Source organism: Flavobacterium sp. 123, assembly GCF_003634825.1.
Classification (GTDB): Bacteria; Bacteroidota; Bacteroidia; order Flavobacteriales; family Flavobacteriaceae; genus Flavobacterium.
On sequence record NZ_RBXD01000001.1, the window covers coordinates 2,121,151 to 2,138,554 of the forward strand.

17 protein-coding genes are annotated in these 17,404 nt (G+C 30.8%); 10 read left to right on the forward strand and 7 right to left on the reverse strand.

Annotated features, from left to right (window positions below):
- Positions 1 to 57: 57 nt before the first annotated feature.
- A complete protein-coding gene (locus C8C88_RS09315; RefSeq protein ID WP_121337823.1) occupies positions 58 to 1,329 on the reverse strand; it encodes an AraC family transcriptional regulator in 1,272 nt (423 codons plus the stop codon).
- Positions 1,330 to 1,744: 415 nt separating this feature from the next.
- On the opposite strand from C8C88_RS09315, the gene C8C88_RS09320 reads away from it, so the two are divergent.
- On the forward strand, positions 1,745 to 2,170 hold the full coding sequence (locus C8C88_RS09320; protein WP_121337824.1) for a hypothetical protein: 426 nt from the start codon (positions 1,745 to 1,747) through the stop codon (positions 2,168 to 2,170).
- 188 nt (positions 2,171 to 2,358) lie between these two features.
- A complete protein-coding gene (gene trxB, locus C8C88_RS09325; protein WP_121337825.1) occupies positions 2,359 to 3,306 on the forward strand; it encodes a thioredoxin-disulfide reductase in 948 nt (315 codons plus the stop codon).
- A gap of 60 nt (positions 3,307 to 3,366) precedes the next feature.
- Here trxB and C8C88_RS09330 read toward each other — a convergent pair whose 3' ends face one another.
- From C8C88_RS09330 to C8C88_RS09350, 5 genes are all read right to left on the reverse strand, one after another.
- Positions 3,367 to 4,200 (reverse strand): GIN domain-containing protein, encoded by an 834-nt coding sequence (locus tag C8C88_RS09330; RefSeq protein ID WP_121337826.1) that lies wholly within the window; start codon positions 4,198 to 4,200, stop codon positions 3,367 to 3,369.
- A gap of 91 nt (positions 4,201 to 4,291) precedes the next feature.
- Positions 4,292 to 5,032 (reverse strand): head GIN domain-containing protein, encoded by a 741-nt coding sequence (locus C8C88_RS09335; protein ID WP_121337827.1) that lies wholly within the window; start codon positions 5,030 to 5,032, stop codon positions 4,292 to 4,294.
- A gap of 2 nt (positions 5,033 to 5,034) precedes the next feature.
- The gene (locus tag C8C88_RS09340; RefSeq protein WP_121337828.1) at positions 5,035 to 6,768 is read right to left on the reverse strand and encodes a PspC domain-containing protein; all 1,734 of its coding nucleotides are present in this window, start codon (positions 6,766 to 6,768) and stop codon (positions 5,035 to 5,037) included.
- 5 nt (positions 6,769 to 6,773) lie between these two features.
- Positions 6,774 to 7,103, reverse strand: coding sequence for a PadR family transcriptional regulator (locus tag C8C88_RS09345; RefSeq protein WP_121337829.1), 330 nt, complete (start codon positions 7,101 to 7,103; stop codon positions 6,774 to 6,776).
- Between the two features lie 109 nt (positions 7,104 to 7,212).
- Positions 7,213 to 7,668 carry a DUF4870 domain-containing protein gene (locus C8C88_RS09350; RefSeq protein WP_121337830.1) on the reverse strand — a complete coding sequence of 152 codons (456 nt, stop codon included), beginning with the start codon at positions 7,666 to 7,668 and terminating at the stop codon, positions 7,213 to 7,215.
- A 231-nt stretch (positions 7,669 to 7,899) separates the two neighbouring features.
- Between C8C88_RS09350 and C8C88_RS09355 the strand changes: the two genes are divergently transcribed.
- Positions 7,900 to 8,352, forward strand: coding sequence for a DUF4442 domain-containing protein (locus C8C88_RS09355; protein ID WP_121337831.1), 453 nt, complete (start codon positions 7,900 to 7,902; stop codon positions 8,350 to 8,352).
- A 79-nt stretch (positions 8,353 to 8,431) separates the two neighbouring features.
- Here the strand turns inward: C8C88_RS09355 and C8C88_RS09360 are convergent, their stop codons facing one another.
- Positions 8,432 to 8,632 carry a hypothetical protein gene (locus tag C8C88_RS09360; RefSeq protein ID WP_121337832.1) on the reverse strand — a complete coding sequence of 67 codons (201 nt, stop codon included), beginning with the start codon at positions 8,630 to 8,632 and terminating at the stop codon, positions 8,432 to 8,434.
- Between the two features lie 229 nt (positions 8,633 to 8,861).
- Between C8C88_RS09360 and C8C88_RS09365 the strand changes: the two genes are divergently transcribed.
- The 7 genes from C8C88_RS09365 to C8C88_RS09395 all read left to right on the forward strand — a co-directional run bounded on the left by C8C88_RS09365 (position 8,862) and on the right by C8C88_RS09395 (position 17,351).
- The gene (locus C8C88_RS09365; protein ID WP_158588990.1) at positions 8,862 to 9,539 is read left to right on the forward strand and encodes a TonB-dependent receptor plug domain-containing protein; all 678 of its coding nucleotides are present in this window, start codon (positions 8,862 to 8,864) and stop codon (positions 9,537 to 9,539) included.
- Positions 9,540 to 9,764: 225 nt separating this feature from the next.
- Complete coding sequence (locus C8C88_RS09370) at positions 9,765 to 10,616, forward strand: alpha/beta fold hydrolase (RefSeq protein WP_121337834.1); 852 nt, start codon at positions 9,765 to 9,767, stop codon at positions 10,614 to 10,616.
- A gap of 179 nt (positions 10,617 to 10,795) precedes the next feature.
- Entirely contained in the window at positions 10,796 to 11,854 is a 1,059-nt protein-coding gene (locus tag C8C88_RS09375) for a sensor histidine kinase (RefSeq protein WP_158588991.1), read from the forward strand.
- Entirely contained in the window at positions 11,851 to 12,603 is a 753-nt protein-coding gene (locus C8C88_RS09380) for a LytTR family DNA-binding domain-containing protein (RefSeq protein WP_121337836.1), read from the forward strand. The genes C8C88_RS09375 and C8C88_RS09380 overlap by 4 nt, the downstream gene beginning before the upstream one ends.
- A 149-nt stretch (positions 12,604 to 12,752) precedes the next feature.
- Complete coding sequence (locus C8C88_RS09385; RefSeq protein ID WP_121337837.1) at positions 12,753 to 15,239, forward strand: TonB-dependent receptor domain-containing protein; 2,487 nt, start codon at positions 12,753 to 12,755, stop codon at positions 15,237 to 15,239.
- 225 nt (positions 15,240 to 15,464) lie between these two features.
- The gene (locus tag C8C88_RS09390; RefSeq protein WP_121337838.1) at positions 15,465 to 16,286 is read left to right on the forward strand and encodes a UDP-2,3-diacylglucosamine diphosphatase; all 822 of its coding nucleotides are present in this window, start codon (positions 15,465 to 15,467) and stop codon (positions 16,284 to 16,286) included.
- Positions 16,287 to 16,355: 69 nt separating this feature from the next.
- Positions 16,356 to 17,351: a glycosyltransferase family protein gene (locus C8C88_RS09395; RefSeq protein WP_121337839.1), complete on the forward strand. Its 996-nt coding sequence runs from the start codon at positions 16,356 to 16,358 to the stop codon at positions 17,349 to 17,351.
- The last annotated feature ends 53 nt before the right edge of the window (positions 17,352 to 17,404 follow it).

Here is a 17,404-nt window from a genome sequence, read left to right on the forward strand (position 1 = left end):
AAAAAAAGCCTGTAAATAAATTTACAGGCTTTTGTCTTTTATACTATTTAATGCGAATTAAATTTTAGTTGATAGAAGTTTGTTTTTCTTCAAAAAATCAAAAGAAGAGGCTTTGTCTTCGTTTCCCATTTTTAAGTAATCACTAGGGGTAATTCCCATTTCAGTTTTAAATATACTATAGAAATTTGAACGGGATGTAAATCCTGATTTTTGTGCTATGGCTTCAATGGTAAGATTAGAATATTCTGGATTAACTAATAATTCTATTGCATGTGCAATTCTTAATTGATTTTTAAGTGTTATAAATTTAATTTTTAAGATTGAATTAAAACAATAAGAAATGTGATTTTGATGAACCTGAAGTGCTATAGCCATATCTCCAACCGAAAAACTAGGTGCTAAATATGGTTTTTCTTTTTCTAAATAAATTTGTATTCTCTCTGCTAATTCATTAAAAGGGTTTTCAGATTCATCTACTGTTTCTTTAGTTAAATTAGTTGAATTTGCATTCCCTAATTTAATATCCGTTTCTGATGTTTTAGTTTTTGATTCATTCTTTTTTTCTGAATTATAATTCGGCATTCCATAAAGAACCTTAGGGAATAGCAACATACTGATTCCTAAAAATGAAAAAGCTATTCCGCAATTAAGATATACAATTGTTGAACTTGTGATTGTATGGCTTGGAGTGTCACTCAGAAAATTGTAAGTCAGTATAAAAAAATTAATTAATAAAAACGCAACCATAGCTAATAATGCAACCAACCATCGGTATGAAATAAGGTACTGCTCGACTGGAATATTGTTTTTTGGATTTTTATTTGGAGAAAATTTCCATAAAATATAAATACAAAAGAATAAGTACATTAGTAGCATACCTGTTCTGAAAAAAAAGTTAAACTCAACTGGGAATAAAAAATTGAGATTTAATGTTTTCATCGAATCTATATTATTTATAATCTCTTTTGCAATAGCTTTTTTATAGCTAAAAGGAGTAAGATAATAAGGTGTAATTCCTATGGCTTGTATGATTGCTGGCAAAAAATGAAAAATATCTTTGCGCTTTAACCCTTGGCTATCGTTAAGAGTACCTCTCACATAGAAATACAAAAAAGGCCCAGCCATTAGTAAGAAGGGAGTGAAATTATTATAAAAAATAGCTAATAAAAAGACAGATTTTCCAGAAATAACATAATAGTGGGTTATTGCATAAACAGAAATCGCTGCAAAGAAAAGAGCCAAAAACATAGTGTTACGATTAATTTGCCAATTGTATATGACCAAAATAATCGATAGTAATATCATTAATATCGCTATGAAAAGTATCATAATTTGTTTAATTCGAAGTTGATTAAAAATTTTATAGAAACTCCCTTGTTAAGAAAGCTTAACTTTTTTGTCTAAACTAAGTTTCTTGTCCTTTTTTTTAAAAATCAGGACATATCAAAGCCATAAGCAAAACAAAAATGGGGGTAGGCCTATTATTTTTGTTTCTCGAATTATATGAATGTATAATTAATATCTGGGGGTATCAATTATAAATTACATAAATTTTTTGCAAAGTAACTTAATCTTATTGTAAAGACAATGAATTTTAGTGCTTAATTAAGAATGAACCCCAAAAAAACAAGATACTCATAATTTAAAAAAATAGTTTTTTTCATTTTACTGAAAATAGAGTCGATTAACTTATAGTTGAATATGTTTTCGATTAATTCAAAATGCATAATAAAAGCATTATAATATGATTTTAAAAAATAAACTTGATAATATTGATTTAACCGATGGGAAGTTAGTTCTGACTCTTCAGAGAGGAAAAAAGCAAATAGTTTCTTTTTCAGATTTAGAAGATATTAATGTCATTCTGTATGATTCTTCTCCAGTTCAAGAAGTTTTATTCATATTATTATCCATTGGAATTATGATGCTTTCCTTATTATATCTTCAATTTGATTTACTTCTTTTAATTCCATTACTATTTGTAATTTGTATTGCTGTAATGGTTGATAATTATAAATGTTGTTACTTAAGAATAGATTTTAAAGACGGAACCCTTTTTAGAAAGCAAATTTCAGACAAATTGAAAGTTGAGATTTTGCCCGTAGTAAAAAATATTACGGAAGAGATTGATAAGTTCAGAAATGAAAATAATCAAGAAAGTACTTTTTAAATCATGTTCTATAATAAGGTATTACTCAACAAAAAACATTAGAATTAAATAAACTGTAGTAGTTAAAACCTTTCTTGTAGAAGAAGGGTTTTTTTATTGTTCAATAATAAAAACTGATTGTGTAGGTCTAATTGTCCCGTATTAATTACTTATTTTTGTACTCTTTAAAATTATAATCAAATCTTATTATGTCTGATACAATCGAAAAAATTAAATGCCTTATTATAGGTTCTGGCCCTGCAGGTTACACTGCTGCAATCTATGCTGCTAGGGCAAATATGAACCCTGTTTTATACCAAGGAATGCAACCAGGAGGACAATTGACAACTACTAATGAAGTTGAAAATTTCCCAGGTTATGTTGATGGAGTAACTGGTCCAGAAATGATGATGCAATTACAAGCACAAGCGCAACGTTTTGGAGCAGATATACGTGATGGATGGGCAACTAAAGTTGATTTTTCAGGAGATGTTCATAAGGTTTGGATTAATGATAGTATAGAATTACATTGTGAAACGGTAATCATTTCTACAGGTGCTTCTGCTAAATATTTAGGATTGCCTTCAGAACAACATTATTTAAAAATGGGCGGTGGAGTTTCTGCTTGTGCTGTTTGTGATGGTTTTTTCTATAGAAATCAAGAAGTTGTAATTGTAGGAGCGGGAGATTCAGCTTGTGAAGAAGCACATTATTTATCTAAGCTTTGTAAAAAAGTAACTATGTTAGTGCGTAGTGAAAAATTTAGAGCTTCTAAAATTATGGAAGAACGTGTTCGTAAAACCGAAAACATTACCATATTAATGAATCATGATACAGTAGAAGTTTTAGGCGATGAGCAAGTGGTAACTGCAGTGAAAGCTAAAAATAAAACTACTGGCGAAATTTTTGATATTGAAGCTACAGGTTTCTTCGTGGCGATAGGGCATAAACCGAATACAGATATTTTTGCATCGTATTTAACATTAGATGAAACAGGATATATAGTTAATACTCCTGGTACTTCAAAAACTAATGTTGCTGGTGTATTCGTTGCTGGTGATGCTGCGGATCATGTGTACCGTCAAGCAATTACTGCTGCAGGTACAGGTTGTATGGCTGCATTAGATGCTGAAAGGTATATTGCTGCTAAAGAATAATAGCCTCATGCATATTATAAAAAAGTCCCAAGTAATTGGGACTTTTTTATTGGATACAAGTTATTTTAGTTTCTTTAATAATTTAGCTTCTCCTTCAAATTTTCGTATTTCAATTTTTGGAGCTCCTAAGATTTCAATTTCAGATTTATCAACGGCTTCAACAATTATGTTTGTTTCTACAAAAAGACTACAATTAGAATTGCCTTCAGTTGTTACATCTGCATTTTTTACAGTTAATTTATTTCCTTTTAAAGTCGAACTATTATCCAATCGAATGTTTGCATTTGTAACATCTCCTTCTATAGTTGTATTTGACTTTTCGTATAAATCACATTTCAAATCAACAGCATTGACTAAAGCTTTAAGAGAGGAGTTTTTGCTTAATTCGATAGTTGCATTTTCGGATTTTAAATTAAGCTCAGTTTTTGATTTATCATCAGCTTGTAATATGAAATTTTTTGAATTGACATTTAAATAAAGCTGTGAGTTGTCGTTAGTTTTAAATGTAATGTTGTCTAATAAAATTTGTTGTATTGCATTTACAGAAGATTGGTTTTTTGTTGAAACCATATCTAAAGTATTTGTGTAAGTAACCCTAACGATTAGTTTTTTGTAATTTATAGCTTCTTTTGAAGTGTAAATACGAAGAATATTATCTTTTAAATTAAATTCAATTATTTCATGAAGATTGTCGTCGGCTTCAATTTTTATTTCATTTTTTTCCCCTCTTTCTAAAAAAACTTCTAGATTATCTTCTATTTCAATTTGATTAAAAGAACTAATTTCCTTTGGTTCAAGCGTTACAATTTTCGAACCTTTTATTTTTTCTTTATGCTGTGCAAATGACAACGAAGTGAATAAAAGTAATAGGAGTAAAGGAATGTATTTTTTCATCTTCATTTGAATTAACGTGTGTATACAAATATAAAAAAATCATCCACTTTTGATGGATGATTTTTTTTTAATTTTCACTAAAAGGATATGCTTATTCTTGACTGATATTTCCTCCAGAATTTGAGTTTTTCTGAATGGATTTTGGGGTTGAATTATAATTAATGTTTCCTCCGCTCGAAGCTTCCGCAATTAAGCTCACAATAGGATGAATTGCTATTGTTGCTCCGCTTGATGCATTTGCAATAATATCATTAGCCTCTAGTCTTTTTGCATCAATATTACTTCCACTTGAAGCGCTGATGGTAAGTTTAAGCGCCATTCCATTTACGACAATTGTGCTACCACTACTTGAATCACAATTGATATCATCAGCTTCAATAGTAAGATGCATAGCTGATGCACTAGAAGAATTTAACTGAATGTGTTGCCCTTTCAAGGTGTTAGCACTGTTTACATTTGATGCGCTTGATGCTTCTATTTCTTCAATAACAGGCATTTTTACAGTAACTTTTTTTGAAGAAACATCTAAGAATGAATTATAATCACAAGCAATAATCAGTTTCCCATTTTCTACTTTCGTTGTTATCTCATTTTGAAGATTATCATCAGCTTCTACAATAATTTCTGTTTTATCAGATTGTTCAATAACTAAATCTATTGCATTACTAACTTCTACACTTTTAAAATCACCCTCTACAATTCTTTTTTCGGTGGTAACATGTCCGCTTCCTTCTATTGATTTATGGTTTATTAGATGTCCGCATGAACCAAATAGTAAGGTCATTAAAGCAATAACAATAAGTTTTGTTATTAATGTGATTAGTTTTATCATAGCTATTCGTTTTTAATGATTACACCATTTTTATCTTTGCTCAGACCTTTTTTAATACCTGTTTGATTTACAATTACAGTTTCTCCATTTACTTTTACAGTAGTGGTTACAACACTATCATTTGCAGTAACATTCTCGGTTTCATTTATATCGATGTCATTGTATTCATTTTCATCAGTAGGGCAAGTCAGACATTTTATTTGAGAATTCTCCACTTTGTAAAGATAATTACCACTATAATGTAAATTAAAGAATGAATCATCTGACTGGTCGTAATTTTGAATTGTAGCATCTGGTTTTAGCAACATGCCTTCTGGTACGTATAAAAACAAGGCTACTTCTTGATCACGAAATTTGTTTGTTACTTCAGTTAGTAAGTAATTATCTAAGATTAATTTATTCCCTTCAATTTTGACTGCATATTTTATTTTTTCTGCTCTTTGTTTGGCATCTTGAAATGATTTTCCTCTTGCCATTCTTTCAATTTGAACATAAGGCATTTTTTCATCAGTATGTAAAATTTCTAATCGAACGTTGTTAGAATAAATCATTTCATTGCTTGATGAATCTTGAACAAACTTAAAGTTTTCATTATCATCAATGTTTTTGGTATAGTAATCATTATACTTGAATTTTACATATAAAGTGTCATTTGGCATCAGATTGATAGTTTCTTTTTGAACCGTTTTACCTTCGTATGCTACTTCTGAAGCTTGTTTTACACCAATTGATATTAGTATTGCAATAGCAATAATCCAAAGTGCTAATAAAGTGTATTTTGCAATGTTTCCAATTGATTTTAAGTTAGGAGTCAACAGTTTGAAACCTAATAATACTAAGAAAAAGAACGGAATTCCTACTGCAAAAAACATTAGTAAACCAAAAGACCAAATAGGATAATCAGTGAAATTTCCAGCCTCAACAAAACTTTGCCACGGCACATTGATAAAATCAGATGATCCTAAAGTGAAGACTGCGATTAGTAAAGATATTAGTACTGCAAATCCAGTAATAATTAGAATTACTCCAAGAAATTTAGCGAAAATCTTGAAAACAGTCATAATGAAATCTCCAAAAGAGCTGCCTATTTTACCCGCACCAGATTTGATTTGGTTTCCGTATTTATCATAATCAACATTTTTGATTTTATCAGAAACATTCTCAAATTCCTCACGGACCTTTTTTTCGATATTCGAAATATTTACAGGTTCACCAGTCATTTCTAGTTTTTCAGAAGTTGTTACGGCTTCTGGGGTTACAATCCAAAGAATGATATACGCTAGGATTCCAGTTCCAAATCCGGCAAAAACTAAAAGGATAAGTACAATTCGAATCCAGACAGCATCAATCCCAAAATAGTGACCTAATCCTGAGGCAACACCACCAATCATTCCTTTTTCTTTATCTCGGTATAGTTTTTTTGATTTTCTAACCGTGTAGTCTGTATAGTTTTTTGAACTATTCAATTCGTCTTCAATAATGTAATCTTCAGGTTGTCCCATTACGGCAATTACCTCGTCAACATCTTTTAAGCCTATGACATGTTTATCGCTTTTTTGTTTCTCGTTCAATAATTCCGAAACACGCATTTCAATATCTTTTATGATTTCGTCTTGTCCAGATGAATTAGACAAAGAGCGTTTTATAGCATCGAAATAACGAGTTAATTTTTGGTATGCATCTTCATCAATATGAAAGAACATTCCGCCTAAGTTTATATTTACAGTTTTGTTCATGACTATTATTTTTGGTTGGTGATTAGATTTACAGCATTTGATAATTCAGCCCAAGTGCCATTAAGTTCGTTTAAAAAAGTTTGTCCTATTTCAGTTAATCCGTAATATTTTCTTGGAGGTCCTGATGTTGATTCTTCCCAGCGATAGTTCAATAATCCGTCGTTTTTTAGTCGGGTAAGAAGTGGATAAATTGTTCCTTCCACAACTAATAATTTCGCGTTTTTCAAAGTGTCTAATATTTCTGAAGTGTACGCATCTTTCTCTTTTAAAACGGATAGGATGCAAAACTCGAGAACACCCTTACGCATCTGTGCTTTTGTGTTTTCAATGTTCATAATGCTGATTTTTGATTTTTTTGTTGATTAAACAATTCATTTTTTGATTGATGATTTTTTATTTGAAGTTAGTTATTTCAATAAGTAACTTCGTTTGTTCCTGTTTTTTTTATTTTATAAAAGGAATCGTTAAAGGATAATTATATTTTTCGCCGTTTGATGCTTTTATTGATGCATAAATAATTAAAAAAAATTCAACCACTTTCATACTACAGAATAAAAATACGGCTATTAGTCCTATTGTTATCATACCTAAATTATCACCAAATGAAAAATCATTCCAAACAAATTCATGGTGTCTGTTCCACTCCTGAAAAGGAATATTTTTTATTACAGTGAAAATAAAAATAGGAATAGCAATAAGCGCAAGTACTAGAGTATATACTAAAAGACTCAATTGGAAATTTAGAGTTTGTTTTCCATGATGGTCAACAAATTCGGATTTATCTTTATTTGTTGTCCAAATAATTATTGGAATTATATAGTTCCCAAATGGAATTACATATTGGCTTAACGTACTTAAATGAGTAAATGTCGCGATGTTTTTTTCAGTAGTTGCTTCCATGATTAAAAGTATATAGTAATTTCTTATGCAAATATATATCTAAAAGAAGGTATCTTGTTTTGCATAGTAGTAAATATTAACAAAATATTAACAAATATAAAAAACATAAAATGAAGAATTAAGAATGTTTTTGTTTGTAAAACCTATTGTTTATTAGGGCTTTATAAAATTAAGAGTGGATTAAATTGCAAAGAGTGTTTTTTTGTTATTTTTACAAAAAAATCAATTTTAATGAAAATTACAGCCTCGAAACTCAATCAATTTTTATTTTTCAAATTACCATCTGCATTTATATGTGGGGTTCGGGTGCAAGAAATTAATCCAGAAAAGTGTATTGTAACTGTCAAACACCGTTGGATTAATCAAAACCCTTTTAATTCCATGTATTTTGCTGTTCAGGCTATGGCAGCTGAACTTTCGACAGGTGCCTTAGTAATGTATCAAATTCAAAAAAGCGGTAAGAAAATCTCAATGTTAGTTGCTAATAATAAAGCTAATTTTACCAAAAAAGCTACAGGAAGGATTACTTTTGTTTGTAATGATGGACATCTAATTGAAGAAGCTATTCAAAAAACAATAGCCACTGGTGAAGGGCAAACTTTCTGGATGAAATCAATAGGAACTGATGAAAAAGGAGTACAAGTATCCGAAATGGATTTTGAGTGGAGTGTCAGAGTAAAGTAAAAACCAGACTATATAAATACGAAGAAGCCTCTAATTATTTAGAGGCTTCTTCGTATTTAATGATTTTTTTTGGATACATTTAAGCACCACATTTTTTTCCACTAGCTTTTGAATCCATACTACATTTTTTTTCTTCCCCACTCTTTTTTTTAGCTTTAGCTTCTTTTTTTGAGCAACATTTTTCTTTTTTGTTTTTTTCTTGTGCTACTTGGGTAGCTTCTTGAGCACTAATATTGATAGTAAATAATGCTAAAGTTAGTAGGGCAAGTATTTTTTTCATGTTATGATATTAAAAGTATTTTTTTAGAAAGAATGAAATATTGTGTTTGCCAAATATAAAATAATAATTAATTGCAATTTAAAAATTTGAGTTAATATTTACTGAATTCAGCCTTGGTTTTGTAATTAGAGTATTCATAATTTGTAATTGTATATGAATGATGAATTTATATTTTGTTTTTAATCTTGCTTTTTTTTATATATTTAATAAAATTTTAAAAAAACGTATTATGAAAATTTCTAAAATAGTATTATTTGTTTTGTTGACATCGGTTAGTTTTAGCTATGCACAAAATAAATTAATGGGTAAAGTTACAGACTACAAAAATAAACCTGTAGTTGGGGCGAAAATTTATTTGGATTCTATTTATTCAAATGTTGAAACGAATAAGGAAGGAAGTTTTGAAGTTCAAATTCCCGAAAAGGTAGGTACAATTAATGTATACTCTTATGATTATGGTTTGTTGTCTTCTAAATTTAACAATGAAAACATTATGGATTTCATGTTTTTAGAACCTGAAAAATCTGCAAAAGCACGAATCAAAAAAAACGACAAAATTTCGATTGGATATTCTGAAGTAGAGCAAAAATACCAAGTTAGCGCTCAACAAGGTACAACAGCGGCAACAAATGATGTAAGTAATAGTAAATACAATACTATTTTTGATATGATTAGAGGAAAATTAGCTGGAGTTTCCGTATCAAAAAATAATAGTATAACTATAAGAGGAGTAAGTTCAATTAATAATATTAGTGAACCCTTATTTGTTGTTGACGGAATGATAGTTTCTACTATTGATTTTATTTCTCCCGTTAATGTGAAAAGTATAAAAGTACTAAAAGGCGCCGAAGCTTCTATTTATGGATCGCAAGCATCTAGTGGTGTGATTTTAATAAAGACTAAATAGTTTTTAAAAATTTTGTATTGTTTAAATGTAGTTAGAATACTGTTTTTACTTAATGTATCATATTTTATAAAAGCAGGTAATGGTTTACTATCATTACCTGCTTTTATAAATTTTATTTTAAGATAAGCATTCAATCTAGAATTATAAATTAACGGTGTTTGTTAAGTTGATGCTAATCATTAGAACGTTTAAAAGTCATTCGCATATTTTTGAAATTATATTATTATGAAAAAATTCAAAGCTGTTTCAGTCCTGTTTATAGTACTACTTATACCTTATTTTATTTATTCTCAAACTAAGAAAGTTACTATACCGGATTATGGTAATAATTCTAAAGTCGGAAAATATATAACCACACGTGGCATAAAAATATATTACGAAACCTACGGTAAAGGAGAACCTTTATTAATGATTCACGGCAATGGGGGTTCAATATCAAATTTTAAGCATCAAATTGCCTATTTCGAGAAAAATTATAAAGTAATCATAGCGGATAGTAGATCGCAGGGTAAAACAATTGACACTAGTAAAACGCTTACATACGAAATGATGGCGGACGATTTGAATGCCTTGTTGGATTCTTTACACATTCGTTCAGCAAATGTTTTAGGATGGAGTGATGGTGGAATTAATGGCTTGTTGCTTGCCATTCGCCATCCTGATAAAGTAAAAAAAATGGCTATTACAGGAGCAAATCTTATTCCCGATTCTTCAGTATTGCATCCAGAAGGTGTAGCAATGGTTAAGGAAGGTATTGAGTTTTTGAAAAAGGCGAAGCAAGATGAATCAACGATAAATACGCTGAAATTATTTAAGATGATGGATACTGAACCACATATTACATTTAACGACTTGCAAAAAATTAAATGTCCTGTTTTAGTGATAGGAGGTGATAATGATATCATAAAACCATCGCATACGGTACAAATTTTTGAGGGTATTCCTCAAGCAAATCTTTGGATAATTCCTAGAGCAGGACACGCAACTTTACAGCGTCATAAAGAAGAATTCAATCTTAAAGTTAAAAATTTCTTTGTTCAGCCTTTTCAAAGAGCAAAATGGAATGATTGGGATTAATAGTAATCTAAGATTAAGCGCTTAATATATTAATTCACTTTGGTTGAATCCTTTGTAAGCCAAAATAGGTTTTATTTTCTAAGATGAAGTTGGGCTGTCTATCGGTGTTCTATAGCAAACTGTCGATTTTCATTTCAGCGCTTATTTTATTGCTTATATTTATTTTTAATTTGTACCAAATGAAACCATTTTCAGTTAAAGATATTTCGATTTTTTCAAAAGCATTGCTGTTTTTTGGGCTGCTTATCGTTCAAAGTATGCCGCTATATATGAACATTAGCTTTCCAATAGAATTCTGGATAAAGCAAAGTCTTATGTATGTTTTATGGATTGCAATGTTTTTTCTAACCTACAAAATAGTAGTGCCAACTCTTTTATTTCAAGGGAAAAACGCATTTTTCTTTATTGCAATATGTCTTATAATAGTATCGGTTTTGTACATTAGTAATACTTTCAGTACACTCTTAGATCTTGATGCTGTATTAAGAAAGCATTTTAAAATATCGGGAAAAGATAACTCACACGGTGCTTTGATTTCTAATTTAAGTGAAATTATTATAACCTTGTTAATGGTAGGAGCCAGTACAGTTATAAGTGTTGCCAAAAAACTTCAATTGGAAACCCAAATGCGACAAAATCTTGAAAAAGAAAAAGTCAGTTCAGAATTATCATTTCTTAAATCTCAAATTAACCCTCACTTTTTTTTCAATATCTTAAATAGTATTTATGCGCTAGCTGGGACTGAAAATCACCCAGCCCGAGAAGCCATTTATACCTTATCGCACATGATGCGCTATGTACTTTATGATACAAAAAACAATCTGACAACGCTGAGTAAAGAAATAGGTTTTGTAGAAGATTATCTTAAATTGATGGAACTCAGAATAACGGATAAAGTACAGGTAATATTTGAAAAACCTACTGTTATTTCGGATGTAGAGGTCGCACCTATGCTATTTTTGCCTTTTATCGAAAATGCATATAAACATGGAATTAGTGGAATTTATCCAAGCTATATTTACATTGGGATTGAGCAGTCTGGAAAAACAATACAAATTGAAGTACGCAATTCTATTTTTGAAAATCAAACTATAAACAAAGAAGAAAGCAACGGAATAGGTTTAATGAATACCCGCCGAAGACTTGATTTGATTTATCCTGGCAAGTATGAGTTGTCTACTAATGAAGATACGCTTCAAATGGAATATACAGTAATCCTAAAATTACAAATCTCATGATATTAAAATGTATTGCGGTTGATGACGAACCGTTGGCACTACAAATTATAGTTTCTTATATTGAGCAAACGCCTTCTTTATCATTAGTAGGGCAGTTTTCGAATGCCATCGAAGCTTTAAAAGCAATTCATGAGCAGGATATTGATTTGCTGTTTTTGGATATCAGAATGCCAGATATAAATGGAATTGAACTTGCAAAGATTGTAGAACAATATCGTGTAAAAGGAAATTTAAGAATCATATTTACCACAGCTTTTGACCAATATGCACTTGATGGTTATAAGGTAGATGCCTTAGATTATCTCTTAAAACCGTTTAGTTTTGTTGATTTCAGTAAATCGGTAGCAAAGGCTCTTGGTTATTTTGAGCTCATCCGAAACCCAAAACAGGAAGTGCAAAAAATTAATCCTCCAATTCCTGAAACAGAAGTATCTTATATCTATCTAAAATTTGAATATCAACTGGTTCGAATAGCTGTTGATGATATTATTTACGTAGAAAGTATGAAAGACTACGTAAAAGTATTCAGGCTCAGCGAAGACAAACCCTTACTTTCCTTGACAAGTATGAAATCGCTGGAAGAAAAGCTTCCTGAAAATAAATTTATGCGAATTCACAGGTCTTTTATTGTGTCATTGGATAAAATAAAGTCAGCTACAAAAAACGCTGTCCAAATTGATAAAGTAACCATTGCTGTTACGGACCAATACAAAGATAATTTCATGAAATTTTTCCAAGACTGGGCATAAAATTTCGAGTTGTTGAAATTCCGTCGACGTTTTCCACCTCTCTGTCGAATGTGTTGGTTTATGTTCTTATTAAGATGTTGCTTTGTACGGTAATCCAAACGAATTTGTATGTATGATTCGAATGGATTTCAAACTTAAAATATCTTAAAATGAAAAAAATTATCCTTCTTGCTGTATTGTTTTTTGCTGGTTTTTCGGTAAAATCTCAAACCTTTCCTGGAGCGAATGCTCTTAAAGGAAAAATTTCAGGTGTTGTAATTGATTCTATAACTAAAGCACCTATCGATTATGCATCGGTGAGTTTGTATAAAATCAATTCCACGAAACCCTTAACGGGCGTTTTGACTGACGCTACTGGAAGTTTTAAATTGAATGAAATTCAAGCTGGAACTTATAATGTTGTAATCTCTTTTATTGGTTACAATAATAAGACTGTTAAATCCGTAACGACAACTGATGCAAAGTTGGATAAAGAAATTGGGAAAGTAACTTTAAGCCCTGAAACAAACGCATTGAAAGAAGTTGTAGTTGTTGGAAATACGCAACAAGTAACCAATAAGATTGATAAAATTGTTTACAATGTCGAAAAAGATATGACAGCTACCGGAGGTAATGTTACGGATGTATTGCAGAAAGTTCCTATGGTAAATGTAGACATTAACGGGAATGTGTCTATTCGTGGCGATGGTAATGTACGTGTTCTTATCAATGGAAAACCATCGGGAGCAACTTCTGCAAACCTTTCGGATGTTTTGAAAACAATACCTGCGGATCAAATCAAAAACGTCGAAGTAGTTACTTCACCATCTGCAAAATATGATGCTGAAGGATCTGCTGGAATAATAAATATTATCACCAAACAGAAAAATGTTTCTGGTGTAAGTGGTTCTGTAAGTGGCGGTATTGGTACAAGACAAAACAACTTAAACGCTAATATTAATTATAATAAAAACCGTTTTAGCCTTTCGGCAAATGTTGGATTCAATAATGGTTGGCCGCAAGAATCAGCTTCTGAATCCAATCAAAAATTTGACAACAGTACTGCTAACAGTTTGCAAACATCCAAAGGAACTAATGAAGTACAACGTAAAGGTATTGTTGCTTCTGTAACTGCAGGATACGATTTTAATAATTTTAATAGTTTCAGTACTACATTCAGATATAATGATGGGGGATTTGAAAGAAAAGGGACAAATGACAATCAATTTACAGATTATTTGAATAGTGCAAACAACCTAATTTACACAGGGCAAAGTAGCGCAAAAAATTCTTTTGGAGGATTTGACTGGAATGCTAATTATACCCATAAATTTACAAAAGCAGGACACGAACTTACGCTTTCATCACAATGGAGTCACAGTTTAGTTGAAACGAATTACCAAAATATTTATTCTGATTTTTATACCAATCAAAAAGCAAATAATGACGGGGTAAATAATGAATACACGCTTCAATTAGATTATACGCTACCAGTAACCGAAAAATTTAAATTGGAAACTGGCGGTAAAACTATCATAAGAAGAATTGCAAGTGATTTTCAAAATTATGTTCCTGATGCTCAAAATGCATTTGTTTTGGATCCTATTAGTTCTAATTTATACAATTACGATCAAGATGTGGCATCACTTTATACAGTAGGAACACTTACTTTACCGAAAGGTTTTACAGTGATGGCAGGTGCTCGTTTTGAAAATACAGCTATCAAAGGAGATCCTACGAATGCGTTGCAAACAGATCTAAGTCCGTTTAAAATTGATTATGGAACATTTATTCCAAGCTTTACATTGCAAAAAGCATTGTCGCAATCTTCTTCTTTAAAATTGACTTACAGCAAACGTATTTCAAGACCAAGTTTAACGTATTTGAATCCATTTATTAATAAATCAAATATAAATGCTCAAACACAAGGAAATCCAAATCTTGACCCAGAAGTTTCTCAAACAGTAGAATTTGGATATTCGACATTTTCACAAAAACGTAGTTTGAATATTTCAGCATATTATAAGTATACATCAGATTTGATTGAAGGTATTGCTACGCCATTGTCAGGAGAAACAGGAACGATTACGAATTATCAAAATATTGGAAATAATAAATCCTTCGGAATGAGCTTTTTTGGTTCGGTAAATCCGTTCAAGGCATTAAGCATCCGTGGTAATTTCAATGCTTTTACTTACAAGCCAGATCCAACAGGAATTTATAATCTGGAGCAATCAACTAATGGAACTTCCATTCAGTATTCAGCTTTCATAAGCGGTACGCTTCAATTGAATAAAAATATTTCTGCGGAAGCTTTTGTTATCCAAAACTCTTCTAAGAAAACACTACAAGGAACTAATCCTGCTTTTAACTTAATGGTTTTTGGAGTTAAAAAACAATTCTGGAACAAGGCAGCATCTTTGGGGCTTAATATAGTATCGCCATTCAAAGAAAATTTAGAGTTTAAACAAAATTTGACTGGACAAGGATTTGCTCAAAGCAGTACATTTAAATTTCCAATCCGTTCTTTTGGTCTTACATTCAGTTATAATTTTGGTTCAATGAATTTTAGTGGACCTAAAAAGAAAGGAATTAATAATGATGACCTTAAAGAAGGGGAACAAAACAACCAAGGTGGTGTTCCCGCAATGCGATAAACCCAACTCAAAGAGTGAACTTCACTTAAAGTTATTGAAAACCCCAACATGCTATGTTGGGGTTTTTTGCGTAAACGACATTTTTGTAAGTGCAAAAACTGTGTTTTTCAGAATTTTTTTAGTATAAATTCAATCGTGTTTTCACAAAAAACAAATGGTTTAAAAATAGTAATATAGGCGAAACATTCTCGTAACATTGAGTGATTAATTTCGTAAAAACTAATTATGAAAAAGAAGCGAGAAATCCCTTTGGTAGTATTAAGTGATATTCACTTAGGGACTTATGGTTGTCACGCCAAAGAATTACTACACTATTTAAAATCTATTAATCCTAAAACATTAGTGCTGAATGGCGATATCATAGATATTTGGAGTTTTACCAAAAGCTATTTTCCAGCAGCCCACATGAATGTATTGCGACAAATCTTAAAAATGTCAAATCAAGGAACTCGGGTGATATACATTACAGGAAATCACGATGAGGCATTGCGAAAATATTCGGATTTAATTCTAGGAAATTTTGAGTTGGTTGATAAGTTGATTTTAGAATTAGACGGAAAAAAAACATGGATTTTTCACGGAGATGTTTTTGATTCTTCGACCAAAGGATATGCTAAAATCATAGCTAAACTAGGAGGGAAGGGCTATGATTTATTGATTTTAATCAATAGTTTGATCAATTGGTTTTTGGTGCTTTTGGGAAAAGAAAAAAGAAGCTATTCTAAAATGATTAAGGATAGTGTTAAAAAAGCGGTTTCATTCGTGTCTAATTTTGAAACTACAGCTGCAGAAATTGCCATCCAAAAAAACTATAGTTATGTAGTATGTGGACATATTCACAAACCTCAGATGAAAGAAATTGCTAATGAAAATGGTAAGGTTTTGTATTTGAATAGTGGGGATTGGATTGAGAATTTAACGGCATTAGAATACAAGAAAAAGAAATGGAGTATTTATCAATACAAAAAAGAGGAATACATTGGTAATGACAACAAAGACGAGGATATTATTAATGATATTGTAACCAAAATCCTTTCGGAAGATTAAAAAAACAATCATTTTATCGAAATATTTTTTGAGTTTTAAATCAATTTCGATAAAACCTATACTATTAAAATGAAAATATTTTACGCTATACAAGCCACAGGAAACGGTCATATCAGCAGAGCTGTTCAGTTGTATCCTTATTTACAAAAGTTTGGCTCAGTTGATTTTTTTATGAGTGGGAATAATGCCAGTCTTGAGGTTGACTTGCCGGTTAAGTATAAAAGTAAAGGATGTAGTTTGCATTACAGCAAATGTGGTGGCTTGGATTATTGGGACATTGCTAAAAACATCGAACCTATCCAGATGTATAAGGATGCGAAGTCTTTGCCGCTAAAAGAGTATGATGTTGTTATTAATGATTTTGATTCAATAACATCATTAGCTTGTAAGTTACAGAAAGTTCATTCTGTTCAGTTTGGTCATCAAGCCAGCTTTATTTCAAAATTAACACCAAGACCAGAACGAAAAAGCATTTTAGGAGAGACTATTTTTAAACATTATGCGCCTTCTCCTAAGCATATTGGATTGCACTTCGAATCCTATGATTCTTTTATTCTTCCTCCAATTATAAAAGACGAAATTCTACAAGCTACCCCAAAAGATTTAAAACACATTACGGTTTATCTTCCTTCTTTTGATAAAGAGTGTTTAGAAAAAGCATTTCATAAACTTCAAGAGCAAGAATTTCATTGGTTTTTGAAAGAAGTAAAGTTCAAATATAAATCAGGAAATATTACCTATTATCCAGTCAATCAAGAAGACTTTAACGAAAGTATGATTAATTGTCATGGAATTATAACAGGTGGAGGATTTGAAACTCCAGCCGAAGCCTTATATCTCAAAAAGAAGGTGTTGAGTATTCCGATATTAAATCATTATGAGCAGGAATGTAATGCAGCAGCACTAAAACAGTTAGGGGTTTCTGTGATTTATGAAGTAGGAAAAGAGTTTGAATTAATTATTGAAAATTGGTTAAACTCAGACGATAAAGTTCCAGTAATACAAGCTAATAATGTTACTGAAACCTTGCAGTTTCTATTTGATACGTATCATGAAACTAATTAATCTTCAATAACCAGAATTTCTTCCAGTTTTTAATTGATTTAGAAGCGTTTTTT

Excerpts from the sequence above, each read along its gene's own strand:
- C8C88_RS09315 (WP_121337823.1), bottom strand. The coding sequence starts at position 1,329 with ATGATACTTTTCATAGCGATATTAATGATATTACTATCGATTATTTTG.
- C8C88_RS09320 (WP_121337824.1), top strand. The coding sequence starts at position 1,745 with ATGATTTTAAAAAATAAACTTGATAATATTGATTTAACCGATGGGAAG.
- trxB (WP_121337825.1), top strand. The coding sequence starts at position 2,359 with ATGTCTGATACAATCGAAAAAATTAAATGCCTTATTATAGGTTCTGGC.
- C8C88_RS09330 (WP_121337826.1), bottom strand. The coding sequence starts at position 4,200 with ATGAAAAAATACATTCCTTTACTCCTATTACTTTTATTCACTTCGTTG.
- C8C88_RS09335 (WP_121337827.1), bottom strand. The coding sequence starts at position 5,032 with ATGATAAAACTAATCACATTAATAACAAAACTTATTGTTATTGCTTTA.
- C8C88_RS09340 (WP_121337828.1), bottom strand. The coding sequence starts at position 6,768 with ATGAACAAAACTGTAAATATAAACTTAGGCGGAATGTTCTTTCATATT.
- C8C88_RS09345 (WP_121337829.1), bottom strand. The coding sequence starts at position 7,103 with ATGAACATTGAAAACACAAAAGCACAGATGCGTAAGGGTGTTCTCGAG.
- C8C88_RS09350 (WP_121337830.1), bottom strand. The coding sequence starts at position 7,668 with ATGGAAGCAACTACTGAAAAAAACATCGCGACATTTACTCATTTAAGT.
- C8C88_RS09355 (WP_121337831.1), top strand. The coding sequence starts at position 7,900 with ATGAAAATTACAGCCTCGAAACTCAATCAATTTTTATTTTTCAAATTA.
- C8C88_RS09360 (WP_121337832.1), bottom strand. The coding sequence starts at position 8,632 with ATGAAAAAAATACTTGCCCTACTAACTTTAGCATTATTTACTATCAAT.
- C8C88_RS09365 (WP_158588990.1), top strand. The coding sequence starts at position 8,862 with ATGAAAATTTCTAAAATAGTATTATTTGTTTTGTTGACATCGGTTAGT.
- C8C88_RS09370 (WP_121337834.1), top strand. The coding sequence starts at position 9,765 with ATGAAAAAATTCAAAGCTGTTTCAGTCCTGTTTATAGTACTACTTATA.
- C8C88_RS09375 (WP_158588991.1), top strand. The coding sequence starts at position 10,796 with ATGAAACCATTTTCAGTTAAAGATATTTCGATTTTTTCAAAAGCATTG.
- C8C88_RS09380 (WP_121337836.1), top strand. The coding sequence starts at position 11,851 with ATGATATTAAAATGTATTGCGGTTGATGACGAACCGTTGGCACTACAA.
- C8C88_RS09385 (WP_121337837.1), top strand. The coding sequence starts at position 12,753 with ATGAAAAAAATTATCCTTCTTGCTGTATTGTTTTTTGCTGGTTTTTCG.
- C8C88_RS09390 (WP_121337838.1), top strand. The coding sequence starts at position 15,465 with ATGAAAAAGAAGCGAGAAATCCCTTTGGTAGTATTAAGTGATATTCAC.
- C8C88_RS09395 (WP_121337839.1), top strand. The coding sequence starts at position 16,356 with ATGAAAATATTTTACGCTATACAAGCCACAGGAAACGGTCATATCAGC.